Origin of the sequence: Photorhabdus heterorhabditis, assembly GCF_018448905.1 — a bacterium.
Classification (GTDB): Bacteria; Pseudomonadota; Gammaproteobacteria; order Enterobacterales; family Enterobacteriaceae; genus Photorhabdus; species Photorhabdus heterorhabditis.
The window spans coordinates 178107-196346 of record NZ_RCWA01000001.1 but is presented as its reverse complement, the minus strand read 5'-3'; the positions used below and the strand labels follow the sequence as shown (position 1 = coordinate 196346).

The 18240-nt window shown below is 36.8% G+C and carries 16 protein-coding genes; 11 read left to right on the top strand and 5 right to left on the bottom strand.

Annotation, left to right across the window (positions count from 1 at the left end; all coding sequences use genetic code 11):
• Positions 1-141 precede the first annotated feature (141 nt).
• A complete protein-coding gene (locus EAE89_RS00810; RefSeq protein WP_054479584.1) occupies positions 142-870 on the bottom strand; it encodes a LuxR family transcriptional regulator in 729 nt (242 codons plus the stop codon).
• A gap of 558 nt (positions 871-1428) precedes the next feature.
• Between EAE89_RS00810 and EAE89_RS00805 the strand changes: the two genes are divergently transcribed.
• The gene (locus EAE89_RS00805; RefSeq protein WP_054479582.1) at positions 1429-2022 is read left to right on the top strand and encodes an inclusion body family protein; all 594 of its coding nucleotides are present in this window, start codon (positions 1429-1431) and stop codon (positions 2020-2022) included.
• Between the two features lie 261 nt (positions 2023-2283).
• On the opposite strand, the gene EAE89_RS00800 is transcribed toward EAE89_RS00805, so the two are convergent.
• Complete coding sequence (locus EAE89_RS00800; protein WP_149616142.1) at positions 2284-3012, bottom strand: autoinducer binding domain-containing protein; 729 nt, start codon at positions 3010-3012, stop codon at positions 2284-2286.
• Between the two features lie 486 nt (positions 3013-3498).
• On the opposite strand from EAE89_RS00800, the gene EAE89_RS00795 reads away from it, so the two are divergent.
• The 6 genes from EAE89_RS00795 to EAE89_RS00770 all read left to right on the top strand — a co-directional run bounded on the left by EAE89_RS00795 (position 3499) and on the right by EAE89_RS00770 (position 13104).
• Complete coding sequence (locus tag EAE89_RS00795) at positions 3499-4020, top strand: AidA/PixA family protein (protein WP_054479578.1); 522 nt, start codon at positions 3499-3501, stop codon at positions 4018-4020.
• A 16-nt stretch (positions 4021-4036) separates the two neighbouring features.
• Positions 4037-4657 (top strand): AidA/PixA family protein, encoded by a 621-nt coding sequence (locus tag EAE89_RS00790; protein WP_214085198.1) that lies wholly within the window; start codon positions 4037-4039, stop codon positions 4655-4657.
• A gap of 471 nt (positions 4658-5128) precedes the next feature.
• The gene (locus EAE89_RS00785; protein ID WP_054479574.1) at positions 5129-5650 is read left to right on the top strand and encodes an AidA/PixA family protein; all 522 of its coding nucleotides are present in this window, start codon (positions 5129-5131) and stop codon (positions 5648-5650) included.
• A 36-nt stretch (positions 5651-5686) separates the two neighbouring features.
• Positions 5687-6250 (top strand): AidA/PixA family protein, encoded by a 564-nt coding sequence (locus EAE89_RS00780; protein WP_214085197.1) that lies wholly within the window; start codon positions 5687-5689, stop codon positions 6248-6250.
• A 682-nt stretch (positions 6251-6932) separates the two neighbouring features.
• A complete protein-coding gene (locus EAE89_RS00775; protein WP_054479570.1) occupies positions 6933-8600 on the top strand; it encodes a ShlB/FhaC/HecB family hemolysin secretion/activation protein in 1668 nt (555 codons plus the stop codon).
• A gap of 61 nt (positions 8601-8661) precedes the next feature.
• The gene (locus EAE89_RS00770) at positions 8662-13104 is read left to right on the top strand and encodes a hemagglutinin repeat-containing protein (protein WP_214085196.1); all 4443 of its coding nucleotides are present in this window, start codon (positions 8662-8664) and stop codon (positions 13102-13104) included.
• 195 nt (positions 13105-13299) lie between these two features.
• Here the strand turns inward: EAE89_RS00770 and EAE89_RS00765 are convergent, their stop codons facing one another.
• From EAE89_RS00765 to EAE89_RS00755, 3 genes are read right to left on the bottom strand one after another with little or no spacing between them, the layout of a single operon-like run.
• Complete coding sequence (locus EAE89_RS00765; protein WP_214085195.1) at positions 13300-13773, bottom strand: hypothetical protein; 474 nt, start codon at positions 13771-13773, stop codon at positions 13300-13302.
• Positions 13737-14096, bottom strand: a complete 360-nt coding sequence (locus EAE89_RS00760) for a tlde1 domain-containing protein (RefSeq protein WP_054479563.1) — start codon at positions 14094-14096, stop codon at positions 13737-13739. Before EAE89_RS00760 ends, EAE89_RS00765 begins: the two co-directional genes overlap by 37 nt.
• 2 nt (positions 14097-14098) lie before the next feature.
• Positions 14099-14584: an Hcp family type VI secretion system effector gene (locus EAE89_RS00755; RefSeq protein ID WP_214085194.1), complete on the bottom strand. Its 486-nt coding sequence runs from the start codon at positions 14582-14584 to the stop codon at positions 14099-14101.
• A 256-nt stretch (positions 14585-14840) separates the two neighbouring features.
• Here EAE89_RS00755 and yhjD point away from each other — a divergent pair, with 256 nt between their 5' ends.
• From yhjD to EAE89_RS00735, 4 genes are all read left to right on the top strand, one after another.
• Complete coding sequence (yhjD, locus tag EAE89_RS00750; RefSeq protein WP_054479558.1) at positions 14841-15836, top strand: inner membrane protein YhjD; 996 nt, start codon at positions 14841-14843, stop codon at positions 15834-15836.
• A gap of 53 nt (positions 15837-15889) precedes the next feature.
• Positions 15890-16096: a 2-hydroxymuconate tautomerase family protein gene (locus tag EAE89_RS00745; protein ID WP_012776434.1), complete on the top strand. Its 207-nt coding sequence runs from the start codon at positions 15890-15892 to the stop codon at positions 16094-16096.
• Between the two features lie 412 nt (positions 16097-16508).
• Positions 16509-17267, top strand: a complete 759-nt coding sequence (locus EAE89_RS00740; RefSeq protein WP_083451922.1) for a 2OG-Fe dioxygenase family protein — start codon at positions 16509-16511, stop codon at positions 17265-17267.
• Positions 17267-18157 (top strand): LysO family transporter, encoded by an 891-nt coding sequence (locus EAE89_RS00735; RefSeq protein ID WP_149616147.1) that lies wholly within the window; start codon positions 17267-17269, stop codon positions 18155-18157. Before EAE89_RS00740 ends, EAE89_RS00735 begins: the two co-directional genes overlap by 1 nt.
• Positions 18158-18240 lie beyond the last annotated feature (83 nt).

Sequence of the window (18240 nt, the reverse complement as noted above, 5' to 3'; positions counted from 1 at the left end):
GCATCTTGAAATCCATAGGGTATATAATAGTACCAATAAAGATGCAGAGGTAAAAATAAATGTCTATTCCCCCCTATCAATCTATTCGAGTAATAATATTAGTAATCCAGATCAGTGTACAAAGTAAAATATAAACATAAGTTATATATAGCCAAGTAATGCAGCTTTAGCTATTGCCTGAAATTTGTTTCTACAGCCAAGTTTCTTAACAATATTCATTAGATGAAAATCAACGGTACCTTTAGTTACACAGATAATCGATGCAATCTCACTTGATATCATTCCATCTGCGGTATATCTTAATATTTCTAATTCTCTATTTGAAAATGAAGTTTCATCTACATAGAAAAATTGTAAATACTTTGTGTGTGAGGTCAAATATCTTATTATCCTAATATACACACCTAAAATTTCCCCACTGCATTTATACATTGTCTCGTTATCAATATGCCCCTCTTTCCCCGCAACAGAAAATATTCCGTAAGTTCCTGAGAATGCAGGAAGCCCAAATGTGATCCCAGAGCGAAACCCATGTTTCTGATTCACATACCAAAGCTCTTGCCCATTAGATTCTGAAAAAAAATCCAAGTCCCATACTTTTGAAAAAGAAGGTGGAGCAGGTCGGAAATTTAAAATAGGATCAATCATCCAATACTTTTTTTCTATATACAGATTTCTCCAGGATTCATGATAATTATTAAATAAATACACTTCACGGTTAGATATAGGAAAGCGCGCCTTTAATATCAGAGAGAACAAACTAAACCCTGAAATTTTGTTAATGGTTTCACAAACTTCAGCCACAAAATGAGTATCTACATCTAATTCATGGAATCTATATGGTAAGGTATATGCCCGATAAATATTCATTCAATGTCCTCTGAAAAATGAAGAATATTGATAGTAAATCTCAATATTTATTATAGTAGTAAAGCTTCCATTTAATAAAGAAAATGATCATTTTCTGTTATACAGGAGCAAAGTATCTAATACGTCAAAATGTGCTATTCGTAAACAAGAGAAATTATATCTATGGGATTGAAATTTTAATCACCATAGGAAATTATATATACCCAATAGATTTCAGGTTGCAGCGCGGTGGTAAGTGAACGTATCCCCAGCATACATATATAACTATGTGACAGGGGTAAATGAAAGCAGTCAACAAAGCAGCAACTTGAAAAATGAAGGATATAGTCACATGAATAATATTAAGCTATTTTCAAGGTAATTTAAGATAAATTTAACTATATAAGTCAGAACCTAATAAATATACGAGTAATTTTTCCATACAAACTATGATTTATACCAGTAGCAGTTTTAACTTTAATAGTTAATTATATAAAAATAAATTTATTAGAATAATAATAAGTAATCAAATTAACCTTGTAATTACAGATGAATAATTTAATTGTGTAAAGAGGTGTTATGATGAGTGAAGTCATTCAGAATAAAGATGATTTTGTTACAGCCAGGAACTCTGTTACAGCTGATGTGACCTTTGTTATTGATGTTGATTCAATCATTGAGTATCTTCGTGATAATAATATCAAAAATTCTCTGGACCCTACAAATCCAATAACTATCCGTCAGCATGTATATATAGCTAATTATACTCCAGCACTTGGACTGAAAGTGGCGAGTTCATCTGGTGCCCGCGTAACTGTTCCTATTAATGCAAATATTAGGTGGAGAGCTACAACTGTATCTAATAATTTCGACTATACGATTATATTGTATAAATTCAAAAAGCTTAGTACAGCAGAAGATGTTATCTCTGTCCCATCACAAATCTGGTCACAAAACCCTATGGGCAAAAAAGTTCCAATGGTCCCTTCAGGAGTTAATGCAGATGGGAATGAACCTACAGTAATTTTTATTGAATCTAAAGATAGTTATTTCCAGGCAACAGCGCATAAACCCGGTGTAGAACAATATACATGGTTTTTTGCCGCTTATGACGGCACTAAGCTTCTGGGTTATTATCGATATGATCCCTATATTGAAGTAACTAATAGTTAAACACCTATATGATGTAATTTCTCACTGGAAAATTATTTTAATAATTTTCCAGTTTTTTTATTTTTCACAATATAAAATATAGCTCAATATCTATAAAAACATTAAGTAAAGAACAAGCAGAACTGTGATATTACAATTCTGCCAGAGGAAAAGAGTATTTGATTAAACGTGTTCTTCGATCTTAAAAAAAATATTATTCCTATTTTGCTAGGTAAAACTATTCCTGATCCCTATTCACTACGGTAACAACAAAAGCTAAAATTATATATACCCAAATAATGCAGCTTTAGCGATTGCCTGGAATTTATTCCTACAACCCAGCTTCTTAACGATATTCATTAGATGAAAATCAACGGTACTTTTAGTTACGCAAATAGTTGAAGCAATCTCACTGGAGATCATACCATCTGCGGTATACCGTAGTACTTCTAATTCTCTACGCGAAAATGAAATCTTATCTATATAAAACGTCTGTAAATACTTTGTATGTGATGTTAAATATCTTATTATTCTAATATATACCTTTAGAATCTCCCCACTACATTTATACATTGTATCGTTATCAATCGGCCCATCTTTCCCTGCAACGGAGAATATTCCATAAGTTCCCGAAAATGCCGGCAGCCCAAATGTGATCCCAGACCGAAACCCATGTTTCTGCGTCATATACCAAAGTTCTTTCCCATTGGATTCAGCAAAGAAATCCAAATCCCATGCTCTTGAAAAATTAGGCGGTACAGGCTGGAAGTGTAGAATAGGATCGATCATCCAATACTTTTTTTCTATATAAAGCGCCCTCCAAGATTCGTGATAATTATCAAAAAAATGCACTTCACGGCCAGATACCGGGAAACGAGTTTTTAATACAAGAGAAAACAAATTAAATCCTGAAATTTTTTCAATAAGTTCACAAATTTCAGCTACAAAGTAAGCATCTACATCTAATTCATGAAATTTATAGGGTGAAATATACGGTCGATGAATATTCATTCAAGTCCCTCTTAGAAATTCAGAGTATTGATAGTGAACCTCAATATTTATCATAGTGGAAGAAATTTTATTTGATAAGTAAAATTTTTATTTATTGTGATAAAAAAGCGAAGAATTGGATAACCAACTATGTTTTATTCATTAACCAGAAGAACTATATCAATATGGTTGAAATTTTTATCATTGTTCCAAACAATATATGCACACATCCCATAGCCATCTGAAAAGCATATTGCACTGCTTTTAAAGCAATTTAATCTATTATTTTAATATATTAATCTAAAATAAATATTTTTTTCTTTTTTAAATAATTAATCACCGGTACATTGCCAAATGTATTTCATGTACTAAGTCAGCCTCTAAACCATATCAGTAATTTTCTTATATAAACTATGATTTATACCAGTAGAAATCTCAACCTTAATGGTCAATTATTAGGTGATAACTAACTCTTCAAGCATCTTAGTTCAGTGAAGGAGCATGGGAATGAGTAATATTGTAGATATTCTTGTTTGTGTAGATGCCAGATCTATTATTAAAAAATATCCTTCTTTAAGCCAAGATCCTGAAAATCCTACTCTAATAAACGATGAATTATTTTACTATATTACTAATTTTAGCAACATCTATATTCCTGAAAATAACACTAATGGAAAAATGGAAATAAAAGCTTATATTGGTGACAATATTAGATGGAGAGCAATATCTCTATCACAACAATTTGAGTATGCAGCAATTTTATATAAGATGACAGGAACAATTATCAACAAGATTATAACAAATCCAAAATTAGATCAAAGTGAAATAAACTCTAGTTATATTGTAAATAATAGTGATAGACTAGATATAGAAAAAGAATTAAAAAAGAAAAGTTTTTTTCAATCAGTGGCTATTGGATCAGGCGGGGGAAAATATTCTTGGTTAATGGCTATATATCAACAAAAAGAACTCAAGGGATATATTAAACATCCCCCTTTAGAAATAGGAAAAATAACATTCCCTATATGATTATTAGGATAACACAATGAATAATATATATAGTTCAAATAACCTTAAAATCCCCAAAAATAATAACAATCAATCAATTGAAATAATTGATATTTTTATCGTTGTTGATGTAGAACTTATCATACAAGATATCCAAACATCGGAATTAAGTTTTAGCCAAGACTACAAAAAACCAACCGTACGTGATGGTAGATATTTTTATTATATGACAAGTCAACAGAAAACTTATAATAATATAGGTAACCTTAAAGTTACAGGAAACATTGGCGACATAGTTAGATGGCGGGCTTCGAGCTTATCTGCCCAATCTGAATACCAAGTACTTTTATACGATATGAAAAAAATAACTGGTGAGAATAATATTTCTTTTCCTGTAAACCTTATTAAAGAGGTCACTGATATTCCCATTCCACAAAAAAATAGCGTAACCCCATCTATTACCTATCAAAAGGAGCATATTTCTTATCAGGAATCCACTTTACTTAACACAGGATTTTCTTATTATGCATTATATCTGGCTATTTATAATAGATCGAAACTTATTGGTTATTGTTCTCATGGTCTATCAAGCAAAGAAAGCCTACAGGGTTTAAATGGCCTGCCGCTTACTGTTACGATTAGTAGTTCAACTGACTGAATATTTTTATTGAATCTAGTTGCAATAAAATAAAGCGAATAATAAACCCGACATTGGATTTAAATTCGTTAATCTCAAGTTCGTATGTAGCAAACTAATTATAATAAAAAATACACCTTAATATATCTAACTCTGTATAGTAAAAAAGCCTTATTGTTACTTAAAATATCCGTACTGAATCTATATATGATTTTGTTATTTATCAATAATTCATTGATTTAAAAAACAATATAAATTTATAGAATAAATCGAAACAACCTATAAAATAACTCAACAGCATTCACCCTTAAAAAGAGCTAAAGGTAATATTTAAATATATTTAAGAAAGACATTGATAAATATATAAGTAGTTTTCTTTTATAAACTATCAATTATACTAGTAGCTTTTTGAGCATTAATGATTAATTATATAAATAGTTATTGAACGACCTAATATGAGCAATCTAGCACTTTTAACGAAGGAGCATAGAAATGAGTAATAATATCGTAGATATTCTTGTTTGTGTAGATGCAGAATCTATCGTTAACAACTATCACCTGTCTCCTGACCATTCCATTCAGGTAGATAATAAATACATGTACTATATAGTTAGAAGTAAAGCTAAAGGTACATATTATGCCCCTACAGATAATGCTACAGGGGAAATGATCATAACAGTTAATAGCGGTGATTCTATCAGATGGAGACCAATATCTTTAACACAACAATTTGGCTACGCAGTACTTTTACAAACAATGTCAGGCGGAGAAGTAGGTCCTAATATAAGCAAGCCACAACTTATTATTAGTAACATTAATGTTCCATATACAGATAGCGACGACCCAAATAACTGTCATGAGGTAACAAGTTATTATCATCAATCAGAAGCTATCGCTCCAACTAAAGATACATTTGATAGAAGTGAAAATTATCTTTGGAATATGTCTATATACCAAGGATCAAATCTTATAGGATATATTGATCATGATCCTTTCATTATCGTTAAGGGTTAATAGTATATAAAAATATCGAACAATGGAGAAAAAATCATGAACAACAATACTATTGATATTCTTGTTGCTGCTGATGTCGAATCGATCTTATCGGATATGCCTGATTTAAACAAAGATAGAAATAATCCAACTAAAGTTAATGGGAAATATTTTTATTATATTACCACTCAACATCAAATATACTCCATAAGCCAGAATGCCTCAGATAAACTTATACTTACAGGTAGAATTGGTGATATAGTTAGATGGAGATCTTCAAGCCTATCTGCCCAATTTGACCATCAAGTATTTTTATATAAGATGGAGACAAAAGCACCCCTAACACTGATTACGGCTCCATTATTACTACCAGAAACGTCTATGGTTATGGTGCCTAATATAGAAACCTCACAAGGAATAACAAATACACCATATACCCCTATACCCGAAAGCGATAAAAATGTCTATCAACAATCTACACTAACCGGTCCAGGTAACGTTGAGTACACATGGTATATAGCTATCTATAATAGAGCGCCAACAACAGGCGATCCTGAGAGTGGATTAGTTGGTTATTGTTATTACACTACAGACAATACTGTAATTAATATCATTAATTAATTTAAATATAACCTATGTAACCAATAGAAAAGTATTTAGATAAGATAACCTTGTACTGGAAAATTATTTTAATAATTTTCCAGTATTGTCCGTTTTATCAATTTTACCTATACCCAATAGATTCCAATTTGCAGCGCAGCGGCAAGTGAACACATCCCCAATAGCATAGATAACTATGTGACTGGGTTAACAATCTTACGACAATTATTCTATTTAAGATTTAAGCGCTATCCCTTCTATTATTCATTTCTATAAAAAATCACTCATAAAAACTATCACATTAGATACTATCATTTTTTAAGTTAAATAACATCGAATAGGAATTTATCTTATCATTACTTATTTGACTTAAAACTCTATTTATTTAAAGATATTCCTAATATGATTATTATATTACCCGTCAAAATCACCTCCTGTTATTCATTCCACTTAAGTTAATTCATTAATAAGCAATAAAATAAGTGCTCTTATTAACTTATTATTATCTGCATAACCAACTAATTGAAATTTCTAATAGAAAATCTAGATGTAAAAGAAACGCCACTCGTTAATCAGAGCATGATATAACCTAGAATATGCTTTAATAACTAATCAGTTAGCCAATACGCATGCAATTACCTATCAGGCTAAAACCCCATATTTTTGTTTTATGGAATAAAATATCATCCTTATTGGTGAATGTATGATAAAAAGAATATCTATTTTAATATTGTGGTGTATTTCCTCTCAAATAACCGCTTCACCCGCAGAGATAAATGATAATCTGCCGATGACTGAGGCCAGGAGAACGTTGCAAGAGAGTTCTCGGGAAATTAACCAATTAATAGAACAACGCCGATATCAGCAATTAAAACAGCAGGCTAGTACCGTCCCCGAATCAACGCCTGTACCTGCATTGCCGGAATCCAGGCAGTGCCTGCCATTAACCGGTGTTTACCTTAAAGGGATTTCTCTTCTCTCTGCACGAGATTTAAATACTCTCAGCGCTTTGTCCCCAGAGTGTATCAGTAGTCATGATATTAACCGGCTCAGCCATGAGCTTACTCGTCTCTATATCAGTAAAGGCTATATCACTGCCCGTATTCAATTTATTGCTCCCGATGCAGATGGCGAGTTAGGGCTAAATGTTATTGAAGGGTTTGTTGAGAAAATCGAAGGCGGTGATCGTTGGGTTAATAGCAGTATGTTGTTCCCCGGTCTGGAAAAACAGCCTCTTAATATCACGCAACTTGATCAGGGTTTAGATCAGGCTAATCGGTTACAGTCCAATAAAACCACACTGGATATTTTACCGGGGACAGTGAACGGCGGTTCAGTCATTAAACTGCATAATCAGCACAGTAAACCTTGGTTGCTGAATATCATTACTGATAATTATGGGCAGAAAAGTACCGGGAAATGGCTGGCTCGCACAAATGCAAGTTTCGATAGCCCGTTTGGTTTATCTGACTTTATTAGCTTGAATGTCAGCAGCACGTTGGATAGCCCATCCAATCGCTACAGTCGCGCGGCAACCCTTCTCTATTCAGTACCCTACGGTGCAGCAACATTCAGTGGATTTGGCAGTTATTCCCAATATGCCAGTCATCCCCATTTGCAAAACAAAACCGTAAAAATCTATGGGAATACTCAGCAAGTTGGGATGCGTTCTGATTTTGCTTTCTATCGTAATCAATCTCAGATTAATACTGTCAGCGGACAACTTATTTATAAGAATTACAACAATTATATTGGTGACGCCAAGATTGGTGTCAGCAGCCAGACGCTGAGTGTATTTGAACTCGGTGTTAACCATTTACAAATTATCCCTACCGGTTTAATCACGCTGAATCTGAGTGTTGAGCAAGGGTTACCTTGGTTCGGTGCACAAACTGCCACGACTTATCTCAATGAACAATTCACCAAAGGTAAGTTGATGGTCAACCTGTATCAGCGGTTTACGTTATTCAACTCCCCTTATCAGCTCAATAACCTGTTTTATGGGCAATACAACCGGCGCAGTTTACCCGGTGTCGAATGGCTGAATATCTCTGATCGAAATGCGGTACGGGGATTTAGCAAAAATACGCTATCCGGCGATAACGGCTGGTATCTGCAAAATACGCTGTCCCGCACGTTCCCAATTGCCAACAGTACATTATCAATGCGTATCGGTATTGATGTCGGCCAAGTTCAAGGCTATCGCAGCCCTCAAGGCTGGCAAAGTAGTGCGGGTATAAGCACCGGAGCCACGTTGAGATACCAACGCATGGTGTTCGATATCGAAGCCAGTCGCGGGAAATGGCTTTCCAACCGCAAAGCCGTTGATGAACCCGTTCAAGTCCTAACCCGTTTTTCTTACACCTTTTGATGGTTTTAAGCAGTACCCAATGTTGTGCACATAAATATAAATAATATATAGAGACTCATGTATGAAAAATAAAAAATTCAAGTTATCTCCTACCGGCAAGCTTGCCGCGTCCATGGCAATCATCCTTGTGTCCTGTTCTACCAGCTTTGCCAATGAAATCGTTGGTGGTGGCGATTCGGCACATCGTCCCGATATTTTAGCTACCGAAGGTAAAGCAACGGTTATTAATATCGTGCCCCCTTCTGCTTCCGGGCTGTCACATAACCAATATTTGGATTATAACGTCGGCCATGCAGGTGCCGTTCTGAATAACGCTTTACAGGATGGCCAATCACAATTAGCAGGCCAACTCGCGGCTAACCCCAATCTAAATGGCCAAGCCGCCAGCCTGATTCTGAATGAAGTTATCAGCCGAAATCCTTCCCTGTTATTAGGGCAACAGGAAGTTTTTGGCATAGCCGCAGATTATGTGTTAGCAAACCCGAACGGTATTACATGTAATGGATGTGGTTTTATCAATACCAACCAAGCTTCTCTGGTCGTTGGTAATCCACTGGTGGAACAAGGCAATCTGCAAGGTTTTAACACCTTTAATAATCAGAATAGTTTGAAAATTAAATCAGGTGGCCTAACCGCCAATGCGGTTCTTGATCTTATCGCACCCAAAATTGATAACCGGGGCACCGTCACGGCTCAAAAAGCGATTCATGCTATCAGTGGTGCGAATACAATCTCAGCCACAAGAGAAGTACTTGACTCTCAGCAAGAGCTGACTGGCGTACTGGATAGCTATTATCTCGGCAGTATGCAAGCCGGACGTATTCATCTGCTCAATACAGCAAAAGGCAGCGGGGTGAATCTACAAGGTTCTCTTACTGCCAGTGACGAGATTATTGTGAATTCTCATGGCAACCTTAATTTAACAGCTGCACATCTACAAGGCGGAAATGTTGATCTCTTGGGCGATAATATTGAGGTAAAAGGCCAAGTCAGCGAATCGAAATATCATCGTGACGGTAGTAATAATTACCAAAGCTTTTTCAATGAACGTTATACACATGACAGTAAAAGCAGCCAATCACTGACCCGGACTAAATTAGCCGGTAAAAATATCTCGTTAGTTGCTAATAATAATAACCAGATTACCGCCACGGATATAGTGGGTGACGGTGTTAATCTCAGTGGCGCTAATCTGACTTTAGATGGGCAGCAATTAATTCAAACCACTAAGAATATTGATAACCAACAGGGTTATACCTGGCGACACGATGTGACTCAAGAGAGTGAAAAACGGCATCAGGAAAGAAACAATATTCAGGCGAAAAAAAGTGTGGCTTTAAACGCGACAGAAGGTGACGTTAAGATCCTGGGTAGCAAAATAGATGCCGGGGATAAACTGACTATTACCGCGGAAAAAGGTGTCCAAATTGCCGGTCTGACTGAAACAGAAAAAACCGCAGAAACAGGTTATAAGAAAAATCACACAGCTAAATTGCAGACAGGAGGTTGGGAAGAAAGTAAACAAACTCAGCGTTTGATCGCCAGCGAATTACAAGCAGGAACTGATCTTAATATTAAAGCAGGAACCCAAGTTGACATTCTTGGCGCGAAAGTTCACGCAGGTCAAAATATGACCGTGAATGCCGGTCAAGAACTGCAAATCAATGTTCAGAAAATCGCTGATAGTCATGCTGTACGTGATGATAAGAAATATTGGGGCGGGATTGGCGGTGGTGATAATAAAGACAACAATGAGTTGAAAGAAACCAGCCATGCCTCTGAACTGACGGCCAACGGAAGTTTATTGCTGTCAGGCCAAAAGGGTATATCCATTACCGGCAGTAAAGTCAAAGCGGTTCAAGGTGCTTTTGTTCATGCCAATAGCGGCGAATTAACGATCGATAATGCGGTCAGTCATCTTAATCAGAACATTGACGAGCGAACGGGAACCGTATTCAACATTACCAACGGCTCACAAAAAACCAACAACAAACAACAGAAATCCCATGGCAGTGAGTTAGTTTCTGAAGCGGATCTCAAATTACTCGGTGATGAAGATTTCAATGTTGTTGGCAGTCAGGTAAGAAGTGCTGGCACTCTCGACTTAAAGACATCCGGTAATATTAAGGTACGCTCTTATGGCGAACAGCAACAGGTTGATAAACAAAACACCTCTTTAGATCTGCAAAGTCAGTTCCAACAAAAGACGGATAAGCAGTATCGTGCTGGCGTGGGGATTGAACATACCAGTAACAACCAGAAAAATCAGACGATAATCCAGAAAACGTCCACCTTGAGCGGAGGAAGTATCACTATCGATACGGATAAAGACGTTATCCTCAGTGGTTCCAATCTGGTGACAACTCAGGGTGATGCGAAGATTACCGGCACCAATGTTCATCTGTTAGCTGCGGAAGATAAAAAATCTGAAGAGAAGTTTCAGAGTAAAAAACACGTCGGTGTTTATCTCACCGGAGGAATAGATAAAGTCGGTTCCGGTATTCACGGTGGCTATGAAGGTAATAACAGCGCTCATACCAATAGTTCCGCCGTGGTTTCTGGTTCTCAGATCGCAGGTGATCTGAATATTAAAGCCAATGGTGAGTTAGTTCAGGAAGGTACAAACCATAAAGTTAATGGCACTTACACTGCTGAGGCAGGTAAAGTCAGCAATTTGGCCGTCACCAATACGGCATCCCATTCCAACAGTAAACTACAGGTTGGCACCGATATTGGCGTCAATATAGATTACAGCGCGGTCACCCGCCCAGTTGAGAAAGCCGTGAAAGAACCTGCTAAAGCCGCGCTGGATGGCACATTCACCAAGAAAGGTACCCCCAATCTGGGAGCCGATCTGGCAGCCAACGGCAGTAGCATTCAGACAGAGAACAAAAAGTCCGAAGCCGTTGTGACATCTGTTCAAGCCAGCCATGTCGTTATTAAAACCCATGGCGAATTGTATGATCAAGGTACTCAATACCACGCCGACAAGGGCAACGTTACATTGGAAGCCGGCAACCATACCAGTGAAGCAGCGCAGAATCGCCACGAAAGCAGCCACAGTGAAACCAGCGGCAATGCTGACCTACGAGTTTATACCACAACCGGCGAAGATATCTCCGCGAATGGTAAAGGTAAAGGCGGCACCCAAAGCAGCTACACCTCCACAACCCAATCTGTTACCAGCCAGATTACCGCAGCCAATGACATTAATATCCGTGTCGCAAGGGATGCTGAATATCAAGGTACCTCTTTGAAGGCTGACACAGGCAAAACCAATATAGACGCTGGAGGTGATATCCGTTTTGATCATGCCACCAACAGCACAACGAAAACCACAACCGGTTATCACGGTGAAGCTTCTGCTAAAGGCGGAAACTCCCCAGAAGGCGAGAATCTTCACATCGGTCTCGGCGGCGGTTACAACACAGATAGCAAAAATAGCAGTACAGCTCAGGTGAGTGAAATTGGCGGTCAGCAAGGTGTCAAACTGGAAGCAGGTAATAACCTGACGCTGAAAGGCTCGGCAGTGATAGGTAAACAGATCGACCTGAATGCTAAACAAGGTAATGTTGAGTTGGTATCAGCTCAGGATCGAGTGAATAACGATGGTTGGGAATTCAATCTGAAAGGCAACGGTGGTCATTCAAGCTCCATCAAAAAAGCGGAAGATGACAGTACAACTACCACCACAAAGCAGAACTTTGGCGGAGAACTAAAAGCCGGCGTTGATCGCTTGCAAGCAACAACTCAGCATAATAGCCATATCAAAGGTGAAAATGTCATCATCAACAGTGGCGGTGATACAACAATTAGCGGAGCACGGATAGACGCAGATCACGTAACAGGTAACATTGGCGGTGACTTGCGGGTCGAAAGCCGTAAAGACACTGAACATGGATTGAATGTCGGTGTTGATGCGGGTCTTAATTACGCGAAAGAATCCAAAGTAAAAAGTGACGACGCACCTAAAGATGAGGTAACGAAAGATAATACGTCTTTGGATGATTCGTCTAAAGATGATGTATCAAAAGACGATCCAGCTCAAACCCCAACAGAAGAGCCACAACAGAAAGGATTGCAGGAAAGGCTAACCTCCGCATTTAACACTATCAATAACATTAAAGGTATTAATGGTGTTACAGGTAAATTCAAAGGCAATGTCGATATCAAAGATCGGGAAAGTGTCAGCGAACAATCAGCCATTTCCGGTCATCAGGACGTTAATCTGGAGGTAAAAGGAAATACACATTTGATCGGCGGGCAGATTAGTAGCGAGAAAGGCAATGTCATTCTTAATACCCAAAATGTAGAGCAACAATCTGTCACAGGTTATGACAATGGTAAAGGAGGTAACGTTGCATTACCTGATTCTGTTAGCGGAATAGTCAAAGCCGTTCAGGAAGGTGTATTGTCCGGCAAAATACCTTTGGTGAAAACCTATAGTAATGAGACAGAAAATGGCATAACTCATGGTGAAATAATTAACCATAAGTCTCAATAATTTTTTCTTTTATAAAAGATCCTTCCAAGGAAGGATCTTTTTATTGCCGTTGATATTTCATAACTCATATTCTTTTCAGCAGATGAGCAAGGCAAACCATCTTTAACAGTTGACCATCCAATGCAAATATTTTATATATCAAATCATAAGATAATAAGCCACCTTGATGAAGGTGGCTTTTAAATAAAGCCAGCATCAATATTTTTTTATTTCCTTTAAAATTTGGTAAATATTCTCTATACCAATAGAACATTCATCATCTGAAGCTAAAGTCGTTGTTATGAAACTGAGTCTACCCCTAGATTTGTTGGTAAATGTTACATGATACATTTGCCTATAAATCGGCTGAGATAAATAAATATCATCAAACTCATGTTTCTCATTCAGTACTTTGCCCCTTTCAGCCTTAGCTATTTCACGTTGTAAAATAATAGCTACTTCACTTTCATTTAATTTCTCAGAAAGAATTAATGATGTTTGCGTTTTATCGAAATCGATATTATGTCTATCAATCCCAAAGTCATCCAAACTATTCGCAGTAAGCTGGGTTGCCCATCCGTTTATATCTGAGCAATCAGGTCCCGCTGCAATAGCAGATATTGACAGTGACAACATAGTCACAGACATTAATATTATTCGACCGTTAAATCGTGATCGCCACTGCACCATATTTGTTTCCTGATGGATAAACTAAGAACAATACAACCGTCAGAGCCTGTTCCAGGATGTTTCCTGTTGTCACCATGAATTTTAAAAGCATCCCTTCCACACATACTATTGCTGCTATTCGGGTATAAAGATAAAGTATAAGCTTTTGTTTTCACACTGTAATGAGGGGCACCTATCTTGTAACTTCCGTGAGGCAGAGGTCCTTTGAAGGGAATACATTCATTGTCTGTATTATTTTTAAATCCAACAGCACCAGAATATCCTTTAGCAATGAAGGTTCCATCATGATATAGCTTGCCCGAATTAACCTGAAATACCCACATATTTATCCCCTCTCAACCAAACTATCTGAATGAATGATATTTCCATCAATGTAATGCCACGTTATTTTTTCATAGCTTAAATCAATATACTCATGATGGGTGTGTTTTTCAAAAACACCATTTTTAATATCATGCATGAATGTAGCAATAGAAGAAACTCTAACGTTTTCCAATATAATTTTGAAATACTCCTTTTCTTTACCAGAGTCATCTATCTTATAGAATCTAAACTCAGCCTTCTTTAAGGTTTGCCCTATACTTAATGCTTTATATAAATAAGGTGACGATGAATCGATTTCTTTCTCAAAAGCAAATCCACCATGCACACATTTCCCTGTAATCTTTCCTGTCATATCATCCGTTGGTAACTCGACAGTATGCATAAGTTCCAACACTTCAATGCTACCTTCTCGGCTCATTACGTCTACAGATCCTTTTATATCTGAACCACCATCGTCTTGAAGCCAAAGATAAACCGGTATAGCCATATTAATTACCTCCTGAGTTATTGTTTCAATGGTTAATATTACACCTATATGATTAATAAATGAAAGGTTAATTTTTATCCTCGACTGCCGTCTGGAAAATCAGCGTTACCGAAAGTTTATCGTGACCACATTCTCCCCGTTAAGCAGACAACATATCACTTGGATAAAAGCTCACATTTGACAACAGAGTAATCTCGTAGAAATATGGCATTATGAGATCACTCATATTTATTCAAAGTAACTATTGAGGCTATACATGCCAAAGGATGCAGAAAAACAGGAAATAGCAGCACATCAGCCGGAAAGGTTATCCAGAACACCTTTGGAGAAGGGAATTCATCACGGTAAAAAAGCCTTTTCTCTGACGGTCAGAGTAGGAAATTACATCCGCAATATTCCTGTCGTCGCTCACTTTATTCGTGCAACGCTGCGCTTTCATGATCGGATGGGTAATCAGTTTGGCGCCGCAATAACGTATTTTTCATTTTTATCACTTATCCCAATCCTGATGCTTTCTTTCGCCATTGCGGGTTTTATTCTGGCCTCTAATCCCGATTTGCTGGCAAAACTGATCAATGGTATCGCAAACAGTATTAGTGATCCGACGCTCGCCAATACGCTGAAAAATAGTGTCGATACCGCAATTAAACAACGTACTACGGTGGGGTTAACCGGTTTAGCCATTGCTCTTTATTCCGGTGTGAACTGGGTAAGTAATTTACGCCAAGCTATTCTCGCTCAATTTCACCCTGTTTGGGTACGTAATCAAGAAGACGAAAAGAAGATCTATTTTAAATATATTCGTGATGCCATTTCTTTAATTGGGCTACTATTAGCGCTGGTTATCACGCTGTCGCTGACCTCTATCGCTGGATCTGCACAGGCAATTATCGTCGAAATATTAGGATTAAGTGGCATTGAGTGGCTGCGGCCATCTTGGTTCCTGATTGGCTTGGCAATTTCTATTGCAGCTAATTATTTGCTGTTCCTGTGGCTATTCTGGGTGTTACCCCACCACCAGCCAGAACGCAAGGCGCTGTTGAAAGGGACGTTGATGGCAGCTATCGGCTTTGAAGTGATTAAGTATATTATGACCATGACACTGCCACGCCTCGCCAGTTCCCCTTCTGGTGCCGCATTCGGCTCTGTTATTGGTTTGATGACATTTTTCTATCTCTTTGCCCGTTTAACGTTATTCTGCGCTGCCTGGATAGCCACCGCAGATAATAATCAAGATAAAAATACCGAATAAGTGTGTCCTGGCAGATCTCATCTGCCAATAATAACTCATGAAAGGAGCTGTTTATGCCATTTGTTAATATCAGAATTACCCGTGAAGGTGCTACAGCAGAACAAAAGAAGCAATTGATTGAAGGAGCGACTCAGTTACTGGTCGATGTATTGGGTAAAAATCCTGCAACAACCTTTGTTATCATTGATGAAGTCGAAACGGATAACTGGGGAATCGGCGGTCAGAATGTGACTGAACTTAGAGCCGCAGCTAAAAAATAGCTCGACTTTAGTATGATAAAGGCGGTATTTCCGCTAAGGTATCCTCGTAAAACGAGGCAGGCATAGAGTTTTGTGATCTTATTAGTTATTCCAATAATTCAATGAGATAGCTCTATGCCTGTTTATTTATTATGCCAGAATTTTTTCCAGGATGGGCTTGTTCTTCTGCATATCCTATCGTCAAAGAGTCCTCATTGACGTCATTGTGATGTAACCCTTTCTTTATGTGACTAATTAAGTTACAGACATCAAATAAGCATTAGTAAATCTACTAAGTTTTTAGCGATTTCCCCTCCGTTTATTGCTTCATTTTTAGTTATGTATTTGTTAATTTAAAATTAAAATAATTATAGACATAATATTCATTTTTGATATCATCACATTACAATAAAACATAAATTTTTTTAATAATATGGCTAAGAATAACTTAAAATCTGTAGGCTTCTCCCATTATCAACTAAATCTGGAGTATTCAGAGAAAGATAAAAGTAACTTATTAAATGAATTCAGTAAATTGGAACCCGACACTTATGCTCCTGCCGAAGTTTCCCGATTCCGTCGGTATGGAAATGCCATCATTATTCCATGGTTAAAAGAACCCAAGTTGTATTGGTTACCAACAGTAAAGGATGATAACGGCAATAATTTATCTGGTTATGATCAAGGAAGTAACAATCCAGAACATAAAAACATGAGATATTTTAGAGCATTAAGTGATGAAGTAAAAAATAATGCACTATTAGAGAATATAATTCTTGATGATTTTAAGAATACATTTGGGCTAAGTGAGCAATATCTACCCATATATGTTGGAATACACTTTGTTAAGGTAAAGTGTTCGGATAATAAGCTACCCGGATTTAGTTCTCCTGATTGTTTCCACCAAGACGGTGAGCCTTTTACGTTTGCTCATTTAATAAATAGAAGTGAAAATATCGATGGCGGAATAAATTATATAGGAAAAGTTTCAGCTAGGAATAAAAAAATAGAAGAGGTTAGTAACGACGAAATAATCAGTCAGTTTACATTAGAAAATTTCCTAGAGAGTTTCGCGGTATGCGACGAATTAGTCAGCCATTATATCTCTCATATTACGTTAAAAGAAGATGGTGGCGAGTCAGAAAGGAGCATGATCCTTATAGACTTCTCAATGACTAAACAGGATATATAATGAAGGAGTCAATCACTTCAATTCTTATTATCTGTTTTTTACTGGCTCTAGGTTTCTTTCTTGGTAAATTAATCAAGGAAAATATCAAGGCAAAGTTAGTAGGAAGTATAACTATGATAGTTATGCTTCTACTTTTTATGATGGGAATTGAATTAGGTGAAGTTTTCATAAATAGTAACCTTGGAACATCAATTATCATTGAATCCATAGTGTTATCTTCTTTAATATCGATATCAACATTCTTGATATTATTTAAAAGAAAACTTTGCCAGATTGAAAAAAAAGGGAAGCAATCATTCTTAGATCCATTTATTGGGTGTTTTAAAGCTATAATGTTTTTCTGCTTAGGCGTTTTAGTTTATAAATTTACAAATTTATCCTTAGCAGAATACAATATCTCGAGTAATTATGCGTTATATACGTTGATATTACTTGTAGGGTTAGATTTGGTTAATTTCAGTTTTAATGATATAAAAATTAATCACATTAAAATCCCTATTTTCACTATCGCTGGTACTGTTATTGGCGCGCTGATGTTTTCTATGTTGACTGACTATTCTATCAGTGAGTCTATGTTAATATCGAGTGGATATGGGTGGTTTTCATTATCTGGACCTATGGTGACATCAATGACAAATCCTCATTATGGATCTTTGTCTTTCATGACTGATCTATTTAGAGAAATATTTAGTATATTCTTCCTTTATTTTCTTGGGAAAAGTTATCCTCAAGGCGCAATAGGGATATCTGGTGCAGCAGCATTAGACTCAGCTTTACCATTTATTAAAGAAAATTGTACTAATGAGGATATTAAATATGCAATCGCAAGTGGATTTGTACTAACGTTGTTAGCGCCATTATTTATATCCGTATTTGTTGGACTAGTTTGATTTTTTTAGCCACTCCGCTCTTCTGCTTAAAATAAGCAGAAGAGCGTGCTATGACCCTATTTATTCTGTAGGAAAGGTATACC